We start from the raw sequence: 24707 nt of genomic DNA on the forward strand, positions 1-24707 counted from the left end.
GCTCTACATCGTAAATACCTTCTGCCCCTGGTTCAGGTATTCGTTTTCAATTACCTCTTCACCTGGTTCAAGCCTTTCAAATTCGCGCAGTTTGCTGTTGAAGCCTTCGCTGTCTTTGATGATGGCTACACGGGCGCTGCGTACAAATTCTATCAGGCCGTAAGGTTGTAATATGTTGATCAGGTTATCGGTTTCCTCGCGGTGACCGGTGGTTTCAAACACGGTGTAATCTTTACGTATCACTACCGCGCGGGCACCGTTTTCGCGCAGCAAACGCTCAACGCTAACCTTTTCGGCAATTACATCGGTTGATACTTTGTATAACGCTAATTCCTGCCAAATCACATCTTCGTTGGTGTGATAGTATGCTTTCAAAACCTCAACCTGTTTTTCAATCTGGCGGGTAAGCTTGCGCACTACTTCTTCATACTCGTTAATCACGATATTGAAGCGGTGAATACTGTCAATCTCCGACGGAGAAGTATTCAGGCTATCGATATTGATTTTACGGCGTGTAAATATAATAGCTATCCTGCTTAATAAACCAATTTGGTTTTCGGTATATATGGTGATGTTAAATTCCTTTTTAGAAGCCCCCTCTAAATCTCCCCCGGCAGGGGAGACTTTATGATTTGTTTTATGGTTGTTTTCCATTGTTATTATCTTTTTTATCCTCGTTTAGAAGCATTAATATCTCTGAACCCGATATTTAAAGCCCTCCCTCCCGGGGAGGGTTGGGTGGGGCTGGCTTTATTTTAACCTGATCTCGCTTACGCTGCATCCTTGCGGTACCATCGGGAATACGTTATTCTCTTTGGTTACAATTACCTCAAGCAGGTACGAGCCTTTGTTGTTCAACATTTCGCTCAACGCCGAAGGCAGATCGTCGCGGCTATCAATTGATTTGCCGGGGATGCCATAAGCCGAAGCCAGGGTTACAAAATCAGGGCTCTGGATATCAACAAACGAATAACGACGCTGGTTGAAAAGCTCCTGCCATTGCCTCACCATACCCAGGAAACGGTTGTTCAGGATGATGATCTTTACATCGATACCGCTTTGCATTACGGTACCTAATTCCTGCAGGGTCATCTGGAAACCGCCGTCGCCAATGATGGCTACTACCTCACGGTCTTGCGCTCCAAATTTAGCGCCTATAGCAGCAGGCAGCGCAAAGCCCATAGTACCCAGGCCACCGCTGGTAACGTTGCTGCGCGTTTTGTTGAATTTGGCATAGCGACAGGCCACCATCTGGTGCTGGCCTACATCGGTTACAATAACGGCATCGCCGTTGGTTAATTCATTCAGGTGCTTAATTACCTCGCCCATGGTCATTTCTTCTGTAGCGGGGTTAAGCTCATTATGGATAACCGCTTCAACTTCCTGGCGGGTATAATCGTTAAATTTAGCCAACCATTCGGTGTGTTGTTTTTGTTCGATGGCTGCGGTAAGCATCGGAAGGGTTTCCTTGCAATCGCCCCAAACCGGTACGGTTGATTTTACGTTTTTGTCGATCTCGGCCGGGTCGATATCTAAATGAATAACTTTTGCCTGTTTGGCATATTTATCCAGTCTGCCGGTTACACGATCATCAAAACGCATCCCGATAGCGATCAGCACATCGCACTCGTTAGTTAAAACGTTAGGGCCGTAGTTACCGTGCATACCCAACATGCCAACGTTTTGCGGGTGATCTGATGGGATAGCGCCCGCGCCTAAAATGGTCCACGCTGCCGGGATGCCGCTTTTTTCAACAAATGCCTTAAACTCCTGTTCGGCACTACCCAAAATAACGCCCTGCCCAAACAGGATAAAAGGTTTTTGAGCGCTGTTGATCAGCTCGGCGGCTTGTTGGATATATTGCGGACGAACAATCGGTTTCGGTCTGTAGCTGCGGATATGGTTACAAGGCTGGTAGCCCGGGAAATCGAACAGCTGGATCTGTGCGTTTTTGGTAATATCTATCAATACCGGGCCCGGCCTGCCGCTGCGGGCAATGTAAAAGGCCTTGGCAATAACTTCCGGAATTTCGGTGGCATCAGTTACCTGATAATTCCATTTGGTAACCGGGGTAGTGATGTTGATCACGTCGGTCTCCTGGAAGGCATCGGTACCTAAAAGGTGCGCAAATACCTGGCCGGTGATGCAAACAAGCGGGGTGCTGTCAATCTGGGCATCGGCCAAGCCTGTTACCAGGTTGGTTGCTCCCGGACCGCTGGTGGCGAATACCACACCCACTTTGCCCGATGTACGTGCGTAGCCCTGGCCGGCGTGAATGCCGCCCTGCTCGTGGCGTACCAGTATATGGTTCAGTTTATCATTGTAATCATACAAAGCATCATAAATGGGCATGATAGCGCCGCCCGGGTAACCAAAAATGGTGTCGGTACCTTCGGCTATCAATGCTTCCAATAATGCTACCGATCCCGAAACGTTTACGGTTTCGGTGGCGGCTGGCGCGGTTAAGGTTTCTTGTGCAGTTTCCATACCTGTTAGTTTTTTATGTTTATAGCGCTTTTTAGGGCGCTAAACTGGATTTTATTCTCGTTTTTTCTGATTGGCTAAAATGAACGCGCTTTGTTTCCGTTCACTTTATTTATGGCTTTTTAATGGGCCATTGGTTCATTAATTATTCGTCGGTAACGCAGCCTTCGGCAGCGGTAGTTACGTTTTTAGCGTAACGGTATAACACACCCTTGGTAACCTTCAGCGCCGGTTTTTGCCATGCGGCACGGCGTGCGGCTATTTCTTCTTGCGGCAGCGAAACATTTATGGTGTTGGCAATGGCATCAATCTCAATAATATCATCATCCTGCACCATCGCTATAAACCCGCCATCGTAAGCCTCGGGTGTGATGTGACCGACGACGAAGCCGTGAGTACCGCCGCTAAAGCGTCCATCAGTAATTAATGCAACTGAGCTACCCAAACCGGCACCAAATATGGCCGAAGTAGGTTTCAACATTTCGGGCATGCCCGGCGCGCCTTTAGGGCCTACATTGCGGATCACCACAACATCACCTTTTTTAACACGGCCGCTCTGGATACCTGCTATCAGTTCAAACTCGCCATCAAATACACGGGCAGGGCCGGTGAAACGCTCGCCTTCTTTACCGGTAATTTTGGCAACGCTACCACCCTCAGCAAGGTTTCCGTAAAGGATCTGCAGGTGACCGGTAGTTTTAATCGGGTTTTCTTTTGGTTTGATGATCTTTTGGGTTTCAAACTCTAATGCCGGTATATCGGCCAGGTTTTCGGCAAGGGTTTTACCGGTAACAGTTAAGCAATCGCCATGTAACCATCCCTGCTCCAAACAGTATTTCATAACAGCAGGAACGCCGCCGATGTTATGGAGGTCTTCCATCATGTATTTACCGCTCGGTTTCATATCGGCCAGTACCGGGATGCGATTACTTACAGCCTGGAAATCATCCTGCGTTAATTTAACATTTACGCTTTTTGCCATCGCTATAAGGTGTAATACCGCGTTGGTTGAACCACCCAATACCATAATCACTACTATCGCGTTCTCAAACGCTTCGCGGGTCATGATGTCCGACGGTTTTATATCTTTTTCTAATAATACTTTGATCGCTTTACCGGCCGCGAGGCATTCCGCTTTTTTCTCGTCGCTTAAGGCCGGGTTTGATGATGAATATGGCAAGCTCATACCCAATGCCTCGATAGCGGCCGCCATGGTGTTGGCCGTGTAAATACCGCCGCAGGCACCGGCGCTTGGGCAGGCATTTTTAATAACACCCATAAAATCAACATCATCAATTTGGCCGGCAATCTTTTTGCCCAAAGCCTCAAATGCTGATACAATGTTCAAATCTTCACCTTTCCAGTGGCCCGGTTTAATGGTACCACCGTAAACCATGATTGATGGACGGTTTAAACGCCCCATAGCCATTACCGAACCAGGCATGTTTTTATCGCAGCCGGGCAGGGTAATTAAACCATCATAATATTGAGCGCCGGTAACAGCTTCGATAGAATCGGCAATGATATCGCGGCTTACTAACGAGTAACGCATACCTTCGGTACCGTTGCTCATACCATCGCTTACGCCAATGGTGTGGAAAATGAGACCCACCATATCTTCATCCCAGATACCTTGTTTCACCAGTTTAGCCAGATCGTTAAGGTGCATGTTGCAGGTGTTACCATCGTAACCCATGCTGGCCACGCCGACCTGTGCTTTGCGCATATCATCGTCTGTTAAGCCGATCCCGTAAAGCATGGCCTGAGCTGCAGGCTGCGTTGGATCCTGGGTAAAGGTTTTGCTATACTTGTTCAATTCTATAGCCTTGGTGGTATCTGATGATGAACTCATTTTTATATGATATATAAACTGTTTTAGTACTCGTATTTTGTTATTGATACAGGTTTATCAGGTATCGAAAATCAATATATGTAAGGTAGCCATCGCATGATGTAATAACAATAGACTATATTGATTTTTTGAAATAAGTATTTAATTTTAATTTATTCTATTTTGTAAAATTTAATTCTGTTATTTTTATTTATAAAGATATAAAATTTTTTATAAAATAGACCAAAGTTTAAAACGGTATTCGGTATGTTTTTTATGCATGCATAGTAAGTTGCCGATTTTCTGCCTGAAATGGGTGGAATGGGGTTGGAGGTTGGAGAAAATGGGGGATTTGGGAGGGTATTTAAGTGGGCACGCTTGAGTTTTCAAAACCTGGTCGAAGTTCTAATACTGGTCTAATACTGGTTGAAGTTTAGCGTATAGCGTAACTTCGACCTAAACTGTTGCAAGCATTCTGCTTGCGAAGCGCTGTTTTAGTTTTGTTTTGGGTGAAGGTTATTATGGTTTATAAAGTTAAGCTGAAAGCTTAACACAGTATTGGACGAAGTTACGCTATCGCTAAACTTCGACCAGTTAGAAAATATGAAATTGGGTTCAGAGGTGGGTTATTACGTTAAGTTAAGGGTAATCGACATTTTGATGAAATACCACCCTGTTAAAAGTATTTACACTTATATTTAAATAATAAATCGTTTATGGCTAAACAACATCAGCACTTTATTCCACGTTCTTATCTGAAAAATTTTGCAGTTGGCGATGACGACAAATTATTTGTCGAAGCAAAACTTCGCTCTGAAGAAAAGCCAAAAGATAAGCTTATAAGCATTAAAGATATTTGCGTTAACAAAAATCTTTACACGATACCGAATAAGGGAGAAGATGAAAAATATGCATTAGAGGATTACTACGCCCGAGAAATAGATGCTGTTTATCCAGAAGTTTACGACCTATTGGTCAATCCAAATGTTACGAAAATAACAGCTGAGCAACGTGCTCAAATAATTCGGACAACAATGAGTTTATTTTTTAGAACGCCGAAATTTCTAAACCATAACCAGCGTACCATTAACTCTCTTATAAATTATGCTTCGCGAAATTTTCAAAATCAAAACGGAGATATACAGTTTAAATATCGGGATATAGATTTAAACTTCAACATTAAGGATATTGATGAAGTTCGTACTCAATTAAAAATTGATAATAAGATTAAGTTTTTAAAAAATCATTTAAAGGATTGGCACGACTTCATAACATTTAAGCTTTATTCAGCAATAGCTGTTTACCGAATCTATGATGATATTCAATTAATCACTTCCGATAACCCTGTTATTATGGATAGTGTCGCAGGGAATGCTTTTGATTTATTTGACCACACCAACATAATTTCGCTCCCGCTCGACAGCAAGCATTATTTGACAATTTTCCCTAATACTGAAGAAGCGATGTTAGACACAATTCATCGAGCAGACAGAGACCTATGGTTTGCATTAACCACAAACTTACAATTGGAGAAAAACTGTGAAGACTGGATTATAGGAAAACCTAACGCAGTTAGTGCTCATTTGGCCGATCAAATAAGGTACAATGAGGAAACCGAAGAAAATTTGCAACACGTAGCAGATGTGGTTCAAAGAGCAAAAGATAACGACGAACTGGTTGAGGTTATGCAGAAATATGGATTTCCGCATGAAAAGGTACTTGAAAAAATAAAAATGATGCTTAATGATCGAATCCATAAGGATGATTTGAGAGTCATTAAAATTAGTGAGGAATTAGCAAAACACGGTTTTAAATAATCTCACTTACCGTAAGCCCAACGTAACAGCCACAATAAACAACCCTCCCCATCTTTGGCCATTCACCAACAAGAATTGCCATTAAAGACAATAGCTCACGAGGCCAAAAGCAAACGACCAGCTATCAAACCTACTATAACAATATAAGACTGTTTGGTCTGGAATATGAGTTGCCGGATTATTCTAAAGCTTTGCTTTTTTTGTTGATGTTGGCAGAGGTTTTTAAATAGATTGCGAGCTTGGAATATTGTTTCTTCTTGCTTTTATTATCTCATTGACCTCTTCCCGAGTATAAGACTTCGTTTTGCCAGCCAAATGTAATCCCCGCTCCTTCTCCAAAAAATGAAGCTGCTCTTCGGTTAATTCCGGATACTCCTGTTGGTTTTCTTCTATAAAATCCATCAACACAAATATAAAAATTACCCCCAAAAAAAGAGCGCCCGGATTTTATCCGGGCGCTCCAATACTTTTAATAAAGCAAAGCTTATTTAGTCAAAATACCTTCGGCTAAAACAGTTACTTTATTGTTTAAAGCTTCAACAACACCGCCTTTTATAAAAAACACTTCTTCTTTGGCTGAGCCACCGCGTACGGTAAGTTTGCCATCTTGAAGGGTTGAAATAATAGGGGCGTGGTTGTTCAGTATTTCAAATAATCCTAAAGCACCCGGCACTGTTACCGAGGTAGCCTCGCCTTCGTAAACTTTTTTATCGGGAGTAAGAATTTCTAATGTCATCTTTTTTAGATTCAAGAATCAGGAACCAAGATGCAGGAGACTTCCCTTTCTTGATTCTTGACTCTTATTTTCTTGCTTCTTATTAACTATTGGCTTCAGCCAACAGCTTTTTGCCTTTTTCAATAGCATCTTCAATGCTGCCAACTAAGTTGAAAGCTGCTTCAGGGTATTCGTCAACTTCACCATCCATGATCATGTTGAAACCTTTGATAGTGTCTTTAATGTCAACCAATACACCTTTTAAGCCGGTGAACTGCTCGGCAACGTGGAACGGCTGAGAAAGGAAACGCTGAACACGACGGGCGCGTGATACAACCAGTTTATCCTCTTCAGAAAGCTCATCCATACCTAAGATGGCGATGATATCCTGAAGCTCTTTGTAACGTTGTAAAGTTTCTTTAACGCGTTGAGCGGTATTGTAGTGCTCATCACCTAAAACAGCTGGGCTAAGGATACGCGAGGTTGAATCCAGAGGATCCACCGCAGGGTAAATACCAAGCTCGGCAATTTTACGTGAAAGTACGGTAGTAGCATCTAAGTGGGCGAAGGTTGTAGCCGGCGCAGGGTCGGTCAAGTCATCCGCAGGTACGTAAACGGCCTGTACTGAAGTGATCGAACCACGTTTGGTTGAAGTGATCCGCTCTTGCATGGCACCCATCTCGGTAGCAAGCGTTGGTTGGTAACCTACCGCCGATGGCATACGACCTAACAGCGCCGATACTTCTGAACCTGCCTGGGTAAAGCGGAAGATGTTATCGATAAAGAAAAGGATATCACGGCCTTTACCATCTTCATCACCATCACGGAAATACTCGGCAATAGTTAAGCCTGAAAGGGCCACACGTGCACGTGCACCCGGCGGCTCGTTCATCTGTCCGAATACGAATGTCGCTTTCGAATCTTTCATGGCTTCGGTATCAACTTTTGATAAGTCCCAACCGCCTTCTTCCATCGAGTGCATGAAAGCATCGCCATATTTTATAATGCCTGATTCCAGCATCTCACGCAAAAGGTCGTTACCTTCACGTGTACGCTCACCAACACCGGCAAATACAGATAAGCCTGCATAAGCTTTCGCGATGTTGTTGATCAGTTCCTGGATCAATACTGTTTTACCTACACCGGCACCACCAAACAAACCGATTTTACCACCTTTTGCATAAGGCTCCAAAAGGTCGATAACTTTAATACCTGTAAAAAGTACTTCGGTTTCGGTAGATAGGTCTTCAAACCTTGGAGGAGTTGCGTGGATAGGGCGACCGTTAGTTTTATCAAGGTCGGCGATACCGTCGATAGCATCACCTACCACGTTAAATACACGGCCTTTAATGTTATCGCCGATAGGCATTTTGATAGCGGCTTCGGTATCCAATACCGGCATACCACGTAACAAACCGTCGGTCGAGTCCATCGCGATGGCACGAACGCGGTCTTCGCCTAAGTGCTGCTGAACCTCTAAAATAACTTTTTGGCCATTGTCTTTCGTGATCTCTAACGCGTCATAAATTTTTGGAAGATGAGCGTCATCAGCGAAACTTACGTCAACTACCGGACCGATGATCCGTGAAATTTTTCCAATGTTTGGCATATATAACCTGGTGTTTTTTAAAAAATGCGTTTACTGAACAGCAACATACATTAATTGTAACAGGAATGTATAAGATGCTATTTCAGAGGCGCAAAGTTACTATTTATATCCAATTATTTAAATAGTGCCCTGAGTTTTTTAAAGGATAATTTTAAGATTGTTAAATACCCGGTTTCAATGCGCGAAAGTGAGCACAATTTTACCGGTATGTTCGCCGCTTTCCATCAGTTGGTGAGCAGCTGAGGCATCCCCGGCATCGAAGGTTTTATAGATAGCGGGTTTGATTTTTCCGGCGGATATTAAAGACCAGATATTTTGTTCGAGGTTTCGGGCAATGGCGGTTTTAAATTCCTGTTCCCGGCTTCGCAGCATAGAACCGGTGATGGTCAGCCTTTTCGCCATTACTTTGCCCAGGTCAAGCTGTACCTCGCGGCCTTTCATGGCGTTGATTATTACCATGTAGAATTCGCTTATATTGACCACCTGATTCCTGCGTGAACCATTATTTCGGGTAAAGCAAAACGCGTAGAATCCTTAATGCTTATTTCAAGCCCCTTGAGCTGCGCTGCCGGGAGTTCTATCGTTAAAAGGAGTTTAAACGCTTCTTTAATGAACTCAAGCATCCCCGCATTAAACTTTTGATGCAACGCTTGTCTGGAAGTATTAATTGACTGCCTGAGCATCAGCTGCTTACTCATCCCGTTGAACGACTGCTCCCGCCAAACAGTAACATGTCAAGCAGTTCTGTCCCGCATATCTTTTTGAAGCGCTTGGTTGCTCCGCTGCTTTTTGCAAGCTTATCAAGATAACATGAATTGAATAACGCTGATTTTAAGCATTTAAATAAACCCTACATGTTTGATTTGCCGATTTTTGCTCTAAAAAATTTTTGTCCCAGCCTTACTTGATGGCTACGCTCTCAAGAGGGGAATCGCACAATCCATCGCTTTTTTGCTTAAGTTGATGGATTGTGCTCCAAAGGAGCAGTCTGAGGTGAGGTTAATTCATAACAATTTATTCATTTTTCGTTAAAAGCCAGTTTGCATATAAACGCTATCATTAAAATCAAATGATACGCATAGCATTTTCACGCCAAACCTTCGAAAAATTTCAAACCTGTCCGCTTGACGAGCTGGAAGGTGAAATTTCCCGTACCTCTATCCGTTTAAAATTGCAGGATCAAACCAGTATAGCGGCAAACCGTGAGCGCTATCAGCAGGAACTTGATCGCCTGAGCGTAATAAAATACATTAGCCAGATGAGAAGGGGTAAGCTGAACCGCGAAGATTTTAACATGAAGGTTGAGTTGGTTACTCCCTGACCGGATCTTGATTTGTTAATGATGCCGGTTTAAAATTCAGTTTTCTATAGCCGGTATCACTTGTAAAATCAGCATCAGGTTTTATTGTAGCCCGTCTATCTGTTAAACTAAAACCATGCTCCGGCTTTTATGTTAATCAGAGGAAACTTACCTTAACCTGTTACGTTATGTTTTGTAACCAAAATAATATTGGACGATTCGGGGTTTGCTCAGGTTTTTAATTAAATTTACCTAACCAATTTATTGCTTATGATCACGCTTACTGTTAACGGTCAGAAACACGATATTGATGCCGACCCTAATATGCCCTTGCTTTGGGCCATCAGGGATATTATCGGTTTAACCGGTACTAAATTTGGCTGCGGGGCCGCGCAGTGCGGGGCCTGCACCGTGCATTTAAACGGCGAGGCCGTACGCTCGTGCGTAACTAAATTAAGCCGGGCCGCGGGGCAAAAAATAGTGACTATCGAAGGGCTTTCGCTCAATAACGATCACCCCTTGCAAAAAGCCTGGAACGAGATGAATGTGCCGCAATGCGGCTACTGCCAGTCGGGCCAGTTAATGTCGGCGGCAGTGCTGCTGCGCGAAAACCCAAATCCTACCGATCAGGATATCGACGATGCCATGTCGGGCAATATCTGCCGCTGCGGAACTTACCAAAGGATCAGGGCGGCTATTCATAAGGCGGCGGCTATGCAGATGGAAGGGGCGAAAATATGAGGAAGTTATTGGTAATAAGCTGCCTGTTGCTGATAGTAGGCGGCGTTTCACTCTCTTTCAGGGCCGAAAGGAAAAAAAACAGCTACGCCGTTTTACCAAAGGATAGCGTTGGTTCGGTGAAAGCCTTCATGTCGGTATATAAAGTATTGATGAGCGCGCGCTGCATGAACTGCCATCCGGCGGGCAACGCGCCTTTGCAGGGTGATGACAGCCATATTCACACCATGAACGTAAAACGGGGAGAAGACGGACACGGCCTGTATGCTGCCCGTTGCAGCAACTGCCACCAGGCCGAAAATACGGCTGGTTTGCACATGCCGCCGGGTAACCCTAAATGGGGCTTGCCTCCCGAAAATATGAAAATGGTGTTCCAGGGCCGTACGCCGCGCCAACTGGCGCTGCAACTGCTCGATCCGAAACAAAACGGTGGCCGCAGCAAGCAGCAACTTATCGACCATATGGCTAAAGATGATCTGGTTGGCTGGGCCTGGCACCCCGGCGATGGCCGCACTTTACCGCCAATGAGCCGTGCAGCCTTTGCTGCGCAGGTACGTTTATGGATAGCCAAGGGTGCTTACGCTCCGTCGGCCAAAGCAAAATAACAGGTTTAACGCTAAACGAATCATGATGGAAACCAACACCATATCAAGAAGAAATTTTCTCCGGGCATCCGGACTTGCCGGTGCCGCGCTTTGCCTGGGTTTTTATTTGCCTGCCAACGCGAAAAAAGAAGAACTGGCAGCAGCAACCGCCGAATCTGGTTTTGACTTTAATGCCTGGATCAGGATAGATACTGATGGAAAAGTTACCCTTACAGATCACCGTGCCGAAATGGGGCAGGGCTCTTACCAATCGGTACCGCAAATCATTGCCGAAGAACTGGAGGTTAACCTGAGCGATATTCATGTGGTATTTGCCCAGGGCAATCCCGTTAAATACGGCAGCCAGATTACCGGGGGGAGCTCAACCATTCGTGGCTCCTATAAAAAACTGCTTAAACTGAGCGCTACCGCACGCGAAATGCTGATTACTGCCGCCGCCAATAAATGGAACGTTCCGGCAGCTGAGTGCTATGCCGAAGGCGGGCATGTTATTCATAAACCATCCGGCAAAAAGTTAAACTATGGCGAACTGGTGGCCGCAGCCTCGAAAATTACACCGCCTGCCCAGGTTAAACTGAAAGAAACATCGCAATATAAACTGATCCGTAAACCCTTGCAAAGGATGGATACCCCGATGAAAACCAACGGGGAAGCGGTTTTTGGTTTGGATAAACGGTTACCCGGGATGCTTTTCGCTTCGGTAGAGCGCAACCCCAGGCTTAGAGGTAAAATTAAAAGTTTTGATGCCACGGCTGCATTAAAAGTTCCAGGGGTAAAAAAGGTATTTAAAATACAGATGATGGTTTTTAAAACTACCCGCGATGGCGTTGTGGTGGTTGCCGATAGCACCTGGGCCGCTATGCAGGGCCGGAAAGCGTTAAAAGTTGAATGGGATGATACCGGGTTCGATCATGTAAACACCGCAGATATATACCAGGCTCACGAAAATCTGCTTAAAACTAATGAAGGCCTCCCTGCAAAAAAACAAGGCGAACCCGATGCCATTTTAGCAAAGGCCGATAAAAAGATAGATGTAATATATCAAACCCCTTACCAGGCGCATGCCGCTATGGAGCCTTTAAACTGCATAGCCCATTATCAGCAGGATAAAATAGAGATTTGGGGACCTATACAGGCGCCGGATTGGGTGCAGGGTGATATCAGCGATAAATTTAAAATGCCGAAGGAAAAGGTAATTGTGAACATGACCTTTTTAGGCGGAGGATTTGGCCGTAAAGCTTTCCTGGATTATACGCATGAAGCGGTTGCCATATCAAAAGAATTGGGCGGCCCGGTGCAGGTGATCTGGACAAGGGAAGACGACGTAAAACAAGGACCATATCGCGCCGGGATTTCGTACCGCGGACAGGGGGCCATTGAAAACGGTGAGATCACTGCCCTTAAATTTAAAATGGCAGGCCAAAATATCGATCACTGGAACGGTCCGGGGCGCGACAAGGCCAATGGCAGCACTACCGAAGGTTTCCTGAAGCCCTATTATGATAGCATCAAAAACATCAGCTTTGCCGATGTACCTTATGAAATGCCGCTGCCCAATATGTGGTGGCGTTCGGTTTATGCCTCAACAAACGGCTTTGCCTACGAAAGTTTTATGAACGAAATGGCGGTTTTGGCCGGGCAGGATCAGCTTGATTTTCGCAGAAAATATTTAAAGGACGAACGCAGCCAGCGCCTGATTGACAGGATGGAGGAGGTATCCGGATGGAAAACGAGGAAACAGAACGAAGGTTATGGCGTAGCCATAACCGAGTGTTTCGAAACCACCGTTGGGCAGATCGTAAAAGTATCACGCCAACCAAACGGTAAAGTGAAGATAGATAAGGTTTGGGCGGTGATGGATTGCGGCTGGTACGTAAACCCGGACATCATCCGCGCGCAGGTTGAAGGTTCGGTGGTGATGGCCTTAGGCGCGGCAACCATCCATGAGATTACTTTTAAAAATGGCCTGGTAGAACAAAATAATTTTTACGATTACCTGATGCCGCGCATGAGCGATGTGCCGCCGGTTGAGGTACACATTATGGAAAATACTGCTAATGCGGGTGGTGTGGGCGAACCCGGCTTGCCGCCTTTTGCACCCGCGCTTACCGATGCTATTTTTGATTTGACGGGCAAAAGGATCCGCAAGCTGCCTTTTAATTTAAATGAGGTATAATAATTTAAACAGCGGCAGGCAGGTTAATAATGAAGGAAATTGCTGACATTGTAGCAGCCTACGAGCGTGCCATAGCCGAAAATAAGAAAACCGCTTTAGCCACCGTGGTGCTGGTAGAAGGTTCGGCCTATCGCCGGGCGGGGGCAAGGATGCTTATTACGGAAGACGGGCAACTAACCGGCGCCATCAGCGGCGGCTGCCTGGAAGGTGATGCCCTGCGCAAGGCCCGCATGGTTATTTTACAACAGGAACCTTTATTGGTTACTTACGATACCATGGACGATGACGATGCCAAGCTGGGCGTTGGCCTGGGTTGTAACGGCATTATCCATATCCTGATCGAGCCTGTTTGTGAGGGTAATACCAATCCTATTACCTTATTAAAATGCGCCATGGCGGCCAACGGGAATTCAGTTTTAGTGACTTTGTTTTCGATGGAGAACCGCAAGGGGCCGCAACCGGGCTCCTGTTTATGCCTTACCGCCGACGGAGTGTTGTCAAAAAGCCCCGAGACACCGTTTTTTGACGAATTGCTGGAAGATGCGCGGAATACATTAACCAGACGGGTCTCCGCTATAAAAACATACCAACAGTATACCGCCTTTGTTGAGTTTGTGAAGCCGCTTATCCCGTTGGTTATTGTTGGCGCCGGTAATGATGCTGTTCCGGTGGTGAAAATGGCCGGTATTTTGGGCTGGGATATTACGGTTGTTGATGGCCGCCCAATATATATTACCGAAGAACGTTTTCCGGGAGTGAAAAAGGTAATTGCCAAACCCGACAAGGTACTGGAAAAGCTGCAACTAAAACAACCGGCCGCCTTTGTGTTAATGACCCATAATTACAATTACGAAATAGCTTTTTTAAGGGAATTACTTCCGCTTAATCCCGCTTATATCGGCATTTTAGGGCCGAAGAAAAAGCTGGAACGCATGCTTGATGAATTGGAGCAGGGCGGCACATTAATAAGCGAGAGCAACCTGGAAACAATATACGGACCGGTTGGGCTCGACATCGGTTCGGAAACTTCGGAAGAGATAGCGCTATCAATAATAGCTGAAATTAAGGCCGTGTTTTCGAAAAGAAACGGACGATCATTAAAGTTCAAGGCAACAGTTATTCACAGCGCATAATCTTTATCTGCTATGCCTTTGTTCCAGGCATAGCAGATAAAGATTATATTTAACGCCAGCCCAGGCCGGGCGCTACATGTTCTAATATAGCCGAGAGTACGTGTATGTTATAATCAACGCCCAATGTATTGGGTATGGTTAAAAGCAGCGTATCTGCTTCCCTAATGGCTTCATCATTAGCCAGTTCTTTGATCAGCTGATCCGGTTCGGCGGCATAACTTCTGCCAAATATGGCACGCTTATCAGCTTCAATATAGCCAATCTTATCGGCTTGCCTGGCTTCACGGCCAAATAAATACCTGTCTTGCTCGTTTACCAACGCGAAAATTGAACGGCTTACCGAAACCCGCGGTTCACGTTGGTGACCGGCTTTTTTCCACGCTTCTTTATAAAGCCTGATCTGCTCGGCCTGCTGAATATGGAATGGTTTGCCGCTTTCATCAAACTTAAGGGTGGAGCTTTGCAGGTGCATCCCGTTTTCGGCAGCCCAAACCGCTGTTGCATTTGATGCCGCTCCCCACCATATGCGTTCGCGTAACCCTTTGGCATAAGGTTCTAAACGCAATAAGCCCGGCGGGTTAGGGAACATGGGGTAGGGGTTAGGCTCGGCAAAGCCAACACCATCCAGCCGCTGCAAAAATTGTAAAGCTTTATTGCGGCCCATGTCTGCATCCGTCTCTCCTTCAGCCGGTTCATAACCAAAATAGCGCCAGCCATCTATCACCTGCTCCGGCGAACCCCTGCTGATGCCCAGCTGTAACCGTCCGCCCGAAATAAGGTCGGCCGCGCCTGCATCTTCTACCATATACAGCGGGTTTTCGTAACGCATATCAATTACGCCCGTGCCAATCTCTATTTTACTTGTTTTAGCGCCGACAGCGGATAATAGGGGAAACGGCGAAGCCAGCTGCGCCGCGAAGTGATGCACCCTGAAGTAGGCCCCGTCTATACCAAGTTCTTCGGCCGCTACAGCCAGATCAATGGATTGCAGCAGGGTATCAGCCGCTGTACGGGTTTGATATGCCGGATGATCAGACCAATGCCCGAATGATAAAAATCCTATCTTTTTCATAAGCTTTAATATGTAAAAGCGTTCAATGCAAATTTAACAAATAAATGTTTAAACATTTATTTGTTAAATGTCATGATTTATTGAAGTGCTTTTTATCCGGTTATTGGCTTTTTCGGCAGGTTGGGATCCGGATCAATTTGACGATTGATCTTCATGGTGCTCAAAAACAGGTAGCTTCAGCCTTTCCTCCGGCGAAAGTTTCATAAATTCCCCATAACATTTGCTGAGATAGGTTGCAAGGTTAAATTCTTTTGCGGTAAAAGTTTTGATGTCGGGCGTGTATCGTACAGCGAAGGCATGCAGTTCCTGGTCTTTCAGGGGCACATATTTTCCAATGTTTTCATCACTGAATGTTTGCTGAATGATTGTGATAGTTTTATCCCGCTCCTGTAATTGCGCCTGCTTCCTGGCGTTGTTTTCGGTGGATTTGTTTGACCATACCCGCAGGCTCACGCCCCCTTTTACCGAGCCATCCGCATACGGGCCATCGGTATTGCGTTGGTAGGTCATGGTTTGGTTATGAAACAGCGGATCGACCTGCGGCTTAAATGCCGCCTGATTTACCGCACCGGCTCCTTTGCCATTAATCACTACCTCGTTCAGTTGGTGCTGGATCGGGGTAAGATAAAAATAGCGGGCATCGAGGTTGGTAACCACCACGGTATCGGTTTTGTAGGACATCCCGCTGAAAACGAGCAGATCGCCGCCTTTAGCCGGAACAGAAAAATGGCCCTGTTTATCGGTTTGGGTTTTAAACTTGCCGTTAAGGTTTTCAACACGGATATCTGGCAGCGCGATATGCGTTTTAATTTCATAAACAATGCCCTCCTGGCTATGCTGGGCATAAGCGAAGGATGCAATCAATAAAAGCAGGAGTATTAAAGCTGAACGAAACATTTTTTAAAATTAAAAAATTAAGCTTTACAAGGGCGTTAAAAAAAGTTAAAACTACCCGAATGATCTCTAATGTTAAAAAAGTATTAAAAATCGATGAGTTTTTAACGCCCAGGGAAATTACTTTTAAAATAGTTATTGCTATTACAGAAATTGTATGAAGAATTTTCACACGAATGATCTTTTAATTCGGACAAAATTAAACGAATTACACGAATGGTTATTTCCCATTATATTATTATAGCATTCGTGTAATTCGATGGGAAAAACAGAAAAAATGATATATCGCCACTCACAGGTAACTCAGAAAAAGTAGACCGTCAAAATATTATGAAAATAGAGCCGGCCAGGCGAGATGCGGTTCCAGCTATAAAGCCGTTTCCGCCACCGCTGGTTATTAATAACACAATAAAAAAAATCAAGCTGATTTTTTTCATTATTTTCGGCCTGGTACTTTGTTAATTTGAACGTTATTTTCACCGGTTATAAAATGAAAAAGCTTTTTCTGTTGGTTTTGTTATCATGTTTTACGGGTAAGTTGTTTGCCCAGTTACCACCTGCTAATTATGCCGTGGCTCTGGGTAAGTTTAAGCAGTTATACAATAACAATCACCCCGATAGCGTGTATGCCATGTTTGGCCCCGAAATGATGAAGGCGCTTACGCCGGTTGATTTCAGGAACACTACCAGCCAGCTAAGGGTGCAGTTAGGCACCTTGCTGCAAACCGATTTTGCCAGCTATGAAACACCTATAGCACATTATAAGGCAACTTTTCAAAAAGGTGTTTTTTTGCTTAACCTGGCCTTAAATTCAGATAACAAGTTTACCGGCCTTTCATTAACTCCTTATACCGCGCCGGCCACAGCGGCATCAACGGCGCCGGTAAGCAATACTATCGCTACCGATCCGTCATTAACCGAATCGCCGGTATCTGTTAAAACCCTGTTGGGATCTATATCGGGTACGTTAGCTATGCCGAAGGAAGCCAACGGCAAAGTGCCGCTGGTGCTGATTATTGCCGGTTCGGGCCCTACCGACAGGGATGGCAATAGCCCCAAACTGGGCCTGCATGCCAATACTTATAAAATGATAGCCAACGAATTGGGCAAAAAGGGGATAGCCTCGTTACGTTATGATAAGCGTTTGGTGGGCCAAAGCACAACCTCTATTAAAGAAAATGAAATAAGGTTTGAAGATTATGTAGAAGACGCGGCAGCGTTGCTTAACACCGTCACTGCCGACGAGCACTTTTCAAAAGTTATTATTTTAGGGCATAGCGAAGGATCATTGGTTGGTATGATGGCCGCCTCTGATGAACCCATCAAAGGTTTTATATCGGTAGCGGGCGCAGGCGATTCGGCAGACAAGATCCTTACAGAGCAGATGAAATCGCAGCCTTCTTTTATCTCGGATGGTTTTAACCGCATGCTGGATAGCTTAAAGCGCGGTAAAACAACCGATAATATTGATCCCGCCCTGTATTTTATAGCAAGGCCGAGCATTCAGAAATACCTGATGTCGTGGTTCAGGTATAACCCTCAGCGCGAGATCAGGAAGGTAAAAGCACCGGTACTCATTATCCAGGGCACTACCGATCTGCAGGTAACTGTTGCCGACGCCGAAAAACTGAAGAAAGCAAAATCGGATGCGATCCTTACCATCATTCCCAACATGAACCACGTATTGAAGGAAGCTCCCGCCGATAAAGAAAAGAATAAAGAAACCTATAGCCAACCCGATTTGCCGCTGAAACCTGAGTTTGTAACGGCGATTATCAATTTTATTACAAAAACGGCTAAGTAGGTTACTTCCCCCCCCAAAAAAAAATATCGCCGCGGTTATCACCCCTCTCTATGAATGCGTGACCGTGCACAACTATTAACAGGGCGGGTTCAGTATTTATACCTAAAGTTCGCTCTGTGAAGTATTGATAAAAACGATGGTAATAAATTACTGGGAAAAGTACTTTTATTTAAATGCCGAAGCAGGCGTTGCTTTCAAGCTTAATAATAATTAGTACACCTCATTTCTATATGCAGCAGGTGCGGGGGCTGTTGCGCCTATAGGTGTGCATAACGCTATTGATTTTGGGGTTGCCTTTGGGCGTGGTTACAAAAGCATCCATTATAACCAGCCAATAAGCGTTTTGGGTTTAAATGTGGCTTATAAATACAGGTTCTGAGTGTGATCATAGTGCAATGCAGTAATCCTGTTTAGTTTGTTCTGCATATAGCCGGGGGGATCAATTCGGTTTCAAACCTGTATTTTGTCCGCAGTGCTGTACCGTCACCCCGGCTCCCCTGAACGGACGGACGGAACGCGCTGTTTGCACTTTGCTTTGGCACAATATTGTCGTAATTTCGGCGCTTAACACAATATATTATAACGTGCTGAGCATCCTTAAAAAAGAAATTATATCATACCTCAGTTCGCTGGTGGCATATGTAACCATTGGCGTGTTTTTACTGGTGCTGGACTTGTTTTTGTGGGTATTCCCCGAGTCGAGCATATTGGAGTATGGTTATGCTGGGTTAGAAAGCCTTTTCAGCACCGCGCCATACCTGTTCATGTTCCTGATCCCGGCTGTCACCATGCGCTCATTGGCCGAGGAGCGTAAGGAGGGAACGTTTGAGCTGCTGTTTACCCGCCCTTTAAAAGATTGGGAGATAGTGACAGGTAAGTATCTTGCCTGTTTATTGATCGTATTGTTCGCCTTGTTGCCCACATTGGTATATTACTATTCGGTAAGTGCGCTGGGTATGCCGCAGGGCAATATCGATACAGGAGCAGTTATAGGCTCATACATCGGTTTGTTTTTATTGGGAGGTGTTTTTGTGGCGATAGGTTTGTTTTCCTCGTCCATCACCAAAAACCAGATCATCGCTTTTACCATAGCCGTTTTCCTCTGCTTCTTTTTTTACAGCGGGTTTGATTCTATCAGTCAGCTGCTTTCCTTGCAGGACCTGGGTTTGCAAAACCTGGGCATTACGCAACATTACGAATCGGTTAGCCGTGGCGTGCTTGATACCCGCGACCTGGCTTATTTCATCATCACCGCAGGCGTATTTATCTGGCTTACGTTGTTTGTATTAGCCCGGCAACGCCAAAAAAACTTAAAGGGCACGGTAATGATCAGCACCCTAGGTGTATTGTTTTTTACAGGGATACTATCCTCATTAACTTTTACAAGGTTTGATTTTACTGCCGAAAAGCGTTTCACCATTTCGCCCATCAGCAGGCAAATCATGGATAAATTACCTAAAAAGGTAAAAGTGGTGGTTTATTTACAGGGCGATAACCTGCCCGGCGGTTTTAAACGCCTGCAAACTGCCGCCAAAGATATGCTGAGCGATTTGCAGGCCTATAGTCATGGTAAAATACAGTTTGAGTTTCGTGACCCGCTGAAGGGCTTAACCAACGATCAGCAAAACGACGTGATCCAGAACATGGCTGCCGAAGGTGTTGAGCCCACCAACCTCAGCGTTAAAACCGATAACGGGGTGAGCCAGAAACTCATTTTCCCGTCGGCGCTGGTATCGGCAGATGGGAAGGATATCCCCGTAAAGTTATTGCTCAGCAGGATAGGTCTCGGGCCCGACGAAGTGCTCAATAATTCCATCCAAAACCTTGAATACGCTTTCTCATCAGCCATCAAAAAAGCCGTTAACGGCGGCAGGCCGCAGATAGGCTTTACCGAAGGTCATCACGAGTTAAATGACGTACAGCTTAATGACGCCATGAAATCGCTGGCTGAAGGTTTCCAGGTAGGCAGGGTTGACCTGAACGCGATCTCAATAGCCGATCTGCAAAAGCTTAAACTCCTTGTAATAGCCAAGCCCGATCAAAAGTTCAGCGAAATAGAAAAATTTAAAGTAGACCAATACATTATGCACGGGGGCCGTGTACTTTGGGCTATCGACCAGGTAAGCGCCGAACTGGACAGCCTGCGCGGACATGGCGGCGAGCAACTGGCCTTTGCCAAACAGCTTAACCTGGACGATCAGCTTTTCCGCTACGGCATCCGCATCAATGATGACCTGATTGCCGACATGAACTGTTCCCAAATCCCGGTTAGCACCGGCAATGTGGGCGGGCAGGCACAAATCCAGATGCTGCCCTGGCTATATTACCCGGTGTTTATCCCCCTTAGCAAACACCCCATAGTAAAAAATCTTGATGGCATCAGCAGCGAGTTTGCCAGCACCATTGATATCCTCCATACCAAAAACGTAACTAAAACGGTGCTTTTAAACTCATCGCCCTATAATAAAAAAATAAGCGCGCCGCATATCCTGTCGTTACAGGCGTTAGAGCAGGAACCCAACCCCAAAGAGTTTCAGAGTGCGCCTAAAATAACAGGTGTTTTACTGGAGGGCCGGTTTGTAAGCGACTGGCAAAACCGCCCGCTGCCAGAAGGTTTGAAAGAGCAGGTAACCATACTGCAGCAAAGCGTACCCACCAAAATGATTGTGATAAGCGATGGCGATATTTTAAAGAACCAGGTAGGCAGCGATGGTTCGCCCTACCCGCTGGGCTATGATCATTATACGCACCAAACCTACGGCAACAAAAACCTGCTGCTTAATATTGCCGATTACATGACAGACGATTCGGGCCTGATAGCCCTGCGTACCAAAGAACTTAAGGTGCGTTTGCTTGACAGGGCGCGTGTGCGTACCGAAAAAATGTACTGGCAAATATTAAATACCGCCGCGCCGCTGGCCTTAGTGTTAATATGTGCTATTTTTCAACATTATTTACGCAGGCAAAAGTATGCCCGTTAAATTTTATATTTTTGATTGCTTAAATACAACCATATGAGATTTATTGTTTCTACATCAACATTACTCAAACAACTGCAGGCAGTGAGCGGCGCGCTAAGCAGCAGCACGGTATTGCCTATTCTGGAAAACTTTTTGTTCGAGATAAAGGATGGAAACTTGACCATTTCTGCTACCGATTTGCAAACCAGCATGACCACCTCATTGCCGGTTGAGGCTAAAGAGAATGGCAGGATCGCTATCCCATCGCGTATATTACTGGAAACCCTTAAATCATTGCCCGAGCAGCCTGTGGCTTTCGCGGTTGATGATCAAACCTTCGCCATCGAAATTAACGCCGGTGATGGTAAATACAAACTAAGCGGCGAAAACGGTGAGGATTTCCCGAAAATCCCGGTTGTTGAAAACGCGTCGTCAGTTAACCTGCCCGCTTCAGTTTTAGCCGAAGCCATAAACAAAACTATTTTTGCGGTAAGTAATGATGAGTTACGCCCCGCCATGACAGGTGTTTACTGCCAGCTCAGCACATCATCGCTTACCTTCGTATCAACCGATGCGCACAAACTGGTACGCTACCGCCGTAAAGATGCAAAAGCGGCAAGCACTGCATCGTTCATATTACCTAAAAAAGCTTTAACGCTTTTAAAATCATCATTACCAAGCGATGATGTAAACGTATCAGTTGAATATAACTCAACCAGCGCCTTTTTTAAATTTGGCAACATTAACCTGGTTTGCCGTTTAATTGATGAACGCTATCCTGATTACGAAGCGGTTATACCTCAAAACAATCCTAATAAATTAAGTATCGACAGGCTTACCTTTTTAGGTTCATTAAACCGTGTGGCTATTTATGCCAACAAAACCACCCACCAGGTAAGGCTTAAAATAAACGGCAGCGAGCTGAACATTTCATCCGAAGATATTGACTTTGCAAACGAGGCCCATGAGCGCTTAAGCTGCCAATATGAGGGAGACGACATGGAAATTGGCTTCAACGCGAGATTTTTGATAGAAATGTTGAAGAATTTAAGCTGTGAAGAAGTATCTTTGGAAATGTCAACGCCAAATCGCGCAGGCTTATTGCTGCCGCAGGGTGGTGATGAAAACGAAGATGTGCTGATGCTGGTAATGCCGGTGATGCTTAATAGCTATGCTTAAGTGTAAACTTAAATTATAAATCCAAAAACTAAGTCCGGCACGTAAAACCGGACTTTTTTTGTTCAGCAACCGATACCAAAAATTACAGTAAGCAGTTATAGCTTATAATTGTATATGAATATAAAGGTTAAAGCTTTATTGATAACAGCCGCAGTTGCGAGCTGCCTTGCAGCCTGCAAAAAAAACACTAATGATAAGCCGGATGCCGCTTCAGATGTATCGGGCTTAAACGTGATCAATGCTACGTTTAATGATGTTAATGTTTATTTAAATGGCAACCGCATCAACCAAACATCAACTTATTATCCGGGTGGTACGCTGGGCTACCTTTCGGTAAAATCAGGCACCCAAAATTATTCGGCTAAAATAAACGGCACCGGTATTGAGTTGTTCAGCATCCCCATGACGCTCAGTAAAGATTCGGTTTATTCGTTTTACGTAGCCGGTACTACTGCCGACATGGCTTTTAAAACTACCGATGTGCTTGTTTCAGATACCGGCTCTTCACCACAAGCCAAAATAAGACTGGTTAATGCTTCGCCGGATGGAGGGAATTTCAGTATGCATTTTGAAGGTAGTGCCGACACCAATAAATTCCCGGGTGTACCATTTAAAACCACTACCAACTTTGTATTGGTAAAACCCGGTGTACATAACATTGCGTTATACGCTAATGGCCAGCTTACAGCTGTAATGAGAGATACGGTACTGCTTAGCGGCGGCAAAGTATACACCTATTACGGCTTTGGTAATAAAACTACAGGATTAGGCGCCGGCGTTTTCAACAATAAATAAAAATGACTGAGAAGAAAAAAAGCAAGGTACTGGTTTCATTTTTCGCGGTGATTGTATTTGCCATGCTTGCCTGCGGCATATCATCATGCGGTAAGGGAGCAAACGCGTCATCGGTAGGTATTAACACGGGTATTCAGATAGTTAACCTTAGCTCGGATATCCAGGCGGTTTACCTGTACCAACATTTTATCAGGTACAATACAACTACTTATACCTATCCAAACAGTTCGGGGTATTTTTACCTTTCAACTTTACAGCCGCCGCTTCAGATCAAAACGGCGACACTGGCACCGTTAACCTTGCTGCAGTTTGATACTACGCTTAAGGCCAACAGCAAGTACACCCTTTTTATAACCGGCCTGCGCAAGGATAGCACGATAGCTAACTCATTCATTGTATCAGATAATACAAGTTTGCCTGCTATTGGTAAAGGCAAGGTAAGGTTTGTAAATGCTTCGGTATCTTCTCCCGCGCTCGATCTGCGGGCTAATGATACGCTGGCTATTAAGGGCGTAACCTTTAATAAGGTTTCTAATTATGTGGAATTACCCGCCGGGAGCTATAATTTTACCATTACCAAAACAGCCACACCCAAACAAATAGAAAAAACACTACCCAATGTTACCATACAGGATGGCAGGGCGTACACCATTTACACGCTTGGCGTAGTGGGCCGGGCCGATTCGCTGGCTTTTGGCGCCGGGGTGCTTACCAATAATCTGCTTTCTAAAACACTTCAATAGTAGGCTATTTGCTTAATATTTATATTTTTGGGCAAAATTTAAGCCTGTGGAAGTAATAAAAAGCATTATCGACTTTGTACTGCATATTGACAAGCACCTGGTGCAAATAACAAGCGCTTACCAGGGCTGGACATACCTTATCCTGTTCCTGATTATTTTTGCCGAAACAGGCCTGGTAATTTTCCCCATTTTACCTGGCGATTCATTGTTATTTGCTGCAGGCGCGCTTATTGCCGGTGGCAGCTCGGGTTTGGATATCTGGCTCCTGGGCATTATTTTAATTGCAGCCGCCTTTATCGGCAATACGGTAAACTACTTTGTGGGTAATTACCTTGGCATTAAAGTATTTAAAGAAGAAAACAAGATCCTGAAGCTGGAATACTATCTTAAAACCCAGGCTTTTTTTGATAAGCACGGCGGCAAAGCCGTTATCTTCAGCAGGTTTATGCCTATCATCCGTACCATCGCGCCATTTGTAGCAGGTGTGGGCAAGATGCCTTTTTTAAGATATAGCCTTTACAACATCATCGGTGGCGCCTCATGGATCATAGTATTTCTCTTTGCAGGATATAAGCTGGGTCAGGTGGAGTTTATTGCCAAAAACTTTTCGCTGGTTGGGGTGATCATTATCCTCGTATCTATATTACCGCCGATAGTAGCAGCTATTAAAAGCCGCACAGGCAAGAAAACTGTTCAGCAGTAAAGCATCCGGGTGTAGAAAATTAATCTCTGGTACTAACGTAATGTCATTTCGATATAGCGGGGGGACGGACTGAGAGGTGGCGCGAAAGAGAAATCTTATACGTCATGCAAAGTGGCTTCATGGATACAAGCAGGGCGTATAAGATTTCT

General features: G+C 44.9%; 22 protein-coding genes. 12 read left to right on the forward strand and 10 right to left on the reverse strand.

Translation table 11 applies throughout. From position 1 onward, the window contains the following. Nucleotides 1-3: 3 nt before the first annotated feature. From ilvN to ilvD, 3 genes are all read right to left on the reverse strand, one after another. The gene (ilvN, locus tag LX99_RS12180) at nucleotides 4-654 is read right to left on the reverse strand and encodes an acetolactate synthase small subunit (RefSeq protein ID WP_022830318.1); all 651 of its coding nucleotides are present in this window, start codon (nucleotides 652-654) and stop codon (nucleotides 4-6) included. A gap of 96 nt (nucleotides 655-750) precedes the next feature. Then, nucleotides 751-2487 (reverse strand): biosynthetic-type acetolactate synthase large subunit, encoded by a 1737-nt coding sequence (ilvB, locus tag LX99_RS12185; protein ID WP_109608141.1) that lies wholly within the window; start codon nucleotides 2485-2487, stop codon nucleotides 751-753. Between the two features lie 142 nt (nucleotides 2488-2629). After that, nucleotides 2630-4336 carry a dihydroxy-acid dehydratase gene (gene ilvD / locus LX99_RS12190; protein WP_211319014.1) on the reverse strand — a complete coding sequence of 569 codons (1707 nt, stop codon included), beginning with the start codon at nucleotides 4334-4336 and terminating at the stop codon, nucleotides 2630-2632. A gap of 695 nt (nucleotides 4337-5031) precedes the next feature. On the opposite strand from ilvD, the gene LX99_RS12195 reads away from it, so the two are divergent. Then, nucleotides 5032-6132 carry a DUF4238 domain-containing protein gene (locus LX99_RS12195; RefSeq protein ID WP_109608142.1) on the forward strand — a complete coding sequence of 367 codons (1101 nt, stop codon included), beginning with the start codon at nucleotides 5032-5034 and terminating at the stop codon, nucleotides 6130-6132. Nucleotides 6133-6354: 222 nt separating this feature from the next. On the opposite strand, the gene LX99_RS12200 is transcribed toward LX99_RS12195, so the two are convergent. From LX99_RS12200 to LX99_RS12220, 5 genes are all read right to left on the reverse strand, one after another. Continuing rightward, a complete protein-coding gene (locus tag LX99_RS12200) occupies nucleotides 6355-6534 on the reverse strand; it encodes a hypothetical protein (protein WP_109608143.1) in 180 nt (59 codons plus the stop codon). Nucleotides 6535-6616: 82 nt separating this feature from the next. Next, entirely contained in the window at nucleotides 6617-6868 is a 252-nt protein-coding gene (gene atpC, locus LX99_RS12205) for an ATP synthase F1 subunit epsilon (protein WP_109608144.1), read from the reverse strand. An 82-nt stretch (nucleotides 6869-6950) separates the two neighbouring features. Next, on the reverse strand, nucleotides 6951-8456 hold the full coding sequence (atpD, locus tag LX99_RS12210) for a F0F1 ATP synthase subunit beta (RefSeq protein ID WP_109608145.1): 1506 nt from the start codon (nucleotides 8454-8456) through the stop codon (nucleotides 6951-6953). Nucleotides 8457-8630: 174 nt separating this feature from the next. Then, entirely contained in the window at nucleotides 8631-8915 is a 285-nt protein-coding gene (locus LX99_RS12215; protein WP_109608453.1) for a zinc-binding dehydrogenase, read from the reverse strand. Nucleotides 8916-8926: 11 nt separating this feature from the next. Then, nucleotides 8927-9154 (reverse strand): hypothetical protein, encoded by a 228-nt coding sequence (locus tag LX99_RS12220; protein ID WP_109608146.1) that lies wholly within the window; start codon nucleotides 9152-9154, stop codon nucleotides 8927-8929. Nucleotides 9155-9525: 371 nt separating this feature from the next. Here LX99_RS12220 and LX99_RS12225 point away from each other — a divergent pair, with 371 nt between their 5' ends. From LX99_RS12225 to LX99_RS12245, 5 genes are all read left to right on the forward strand, one after another. Further along, entirely contained in the window at nucleotides 9526-9777 is a 252-nt protein-coding gene (locus LX99_RS12225) for a hypothetical protein (protein WP_109608147.1), read from the forward strand. Between the two features lie 249 nt (nucleotides 9778-10026). Next, nucleotides 10027-10497, forward strand: coding sequence for a (2Fe-2S)-binding protein (locus LX99_RS12230; protein ID WP_109608148.1), 471 nt, complete (start codon nucleotides 10027-10029; stop codon nucleotides 10495-10497). Further along, entirely contained in the window at nucleotides 10494-11099 is a 606-nt protein-coding gene (locus tag LX99_RS12235) for a c-type cytochrome (protein WP_022832232.1), read from the forward strand. The genes LX99_RS12230 and LX99_RS12235 overlap by 4 nt, the downstream gene beginning before the upstream one ends. Nucleotides 11100-11121: 22 nt before the next feature. Further along, nucleotides 11122-13275 carry a molybdopterin cofactor-binding domain-containing protein gene (locus tag LX99_RS12240; protein WP_109608149.1) on the forward strand — a complete coding sequence of 718 codons (2154 nt, stop codon included), beginning with the start codon at nucleotides 11122-11124 and terminating at the stop codon, nucleotides 13273-13275. A 29-nt stretch (nucleotides 13276-13304) separates the two neighbouring features. Continuing rightward, nucleotides 13305-14408 (forward strand): XdhC family protein, encoded by a 1104-nt coding sequence (locus tag LX99_RS12245; protein WP_109608150.1) that lies wholly within the window; start codon nucleotides 13305-13307, stop codon nucleotides 14406-14408. Between the two features lie 49 nt (nucleotides 14409-14457). Here LX99_RS12245 and LX99_RS12250 read toward each other — a convergent pair whose 3' ends face one another. Both LX99_RS12250 and LX99_RS12255 read right to left on the reverse strand, forming a co-directional pair. Then, nucleotides 14458-15480: an LLM class flavin-dependent oxidoreductase gene (locus LX99_RS12250; RefSeq protein WP_109608151.1), complete on the reverse strand. Its 1023-nt coding sequence runs from the start codon at nucleotides 15478-15480 to the stop codon at nucleotides 14458-14460. A 132-nt stretch (nucleotides 15481-15612) separates the two neighbouring features. After that, nucleotides 15613-16377 (reverse strand): peptidase associated/transthyretin-like domain-containing protein, encoded by a 765-nt coding sequence (locus LX99_RS12255; protein ID WP_022832236.1) that lies wholly within the window; start codon nucleotides 16375-16377, stop codon nucleotides 15613-15615. Nucleotides 16378-16864: 487 nt separating this feature from the next. Here LX99_RS12255 and LX99_RS25905 point away from each other — a divergent pair, with 487 nt between their 5' ends. The 6 genes from LX99_RS25905 to LX99_RS12285 all read left to right on the forward strand — a co-directional run bounded on the left by LX99_RS25905 (nucleotide 16865) and on the right by LX99_RS12285 (nucleotide 24558). Further along, nucleotides 16865-18178: an alpha/beta fold hydrolase gene (locus tag LX99_RS25905; RefSeq protein ID WP_211319015.1), complete on the forward strand. Its 1314-nt coding sequence runs from the start codon at nucleotides 16865-16867 to the stop codon at nucleotides 18176-18178. 584 nt (nucleotides 18179-18762) lie between these two features. Then, nucleotides 18763-21159, forward strand: coding sequence for a gliding motility-associated ABC transporter substrate-binding protein GldG (gldG, locus tag LX99_RS12265; RefSeq protein ID WP_109608455.1), 2397 nt, complete (start codon nucleotides 18763-18765; stop codon nucleotides 21157-21159). A 33-nt stretch (nucleotides 21160-21192) separates the two neighbouring features. Further along, a complete protein-coding gene (gene dnaN / locus LX99_RS12270) occupies nucleotides 21193-22317 on the forward strand; it encodes a DNA polymerase III subunit beta (protein WP_022833123.1) in 1125 nt (374 codons plus the stop codon). Between the two features lie 114 nt (nucleotides 22318-22431). Beyond that, nucleotides 22432-23112, forward strand: coding sequence for a DUF4397 domain-containing protein (locus LX99_RS12275; protein WP_109608152.1), 681 nt, complete (start codon nucleotides 22432-22434; stop codon nucleotides 23110-23112). Between the two features lie 2 nt (nucleotides 23113-23114). Then, nucleotides 23115-23855, forward strand: a complete 741-nt coding sequence (locus LX99_RS12280) for a DUF4397 domain-containing protein (RefSeq protein WP_109608153.1) — start codon at nucleotides 23115-23117, stop codon at nucleotides 23853-23855. Between the two features lie 46 nt (nucleotides 23856-23901). Next, entirely contained in the window at nucleotides 23902-24558 is a 657-nt protein-coding gene (locus LX99_RS12285) for a VTT domain-containing protein (protein ID WP_022833126.1), read from the forward strand. Nucleotides 24559-24707: the final 149 nt, after the last annotated feature.

The sequence above is a fragment of the Mucilaginibacter oryzae genome (assembly GCF_003148845.1).
Lineage (GTDB): Bacteria > Bacteroidota > Bacteroidia > Sphingobacteriales > Sphingobacteriaceae > Mucilaginibacter > Mucilaginibacter oryzae.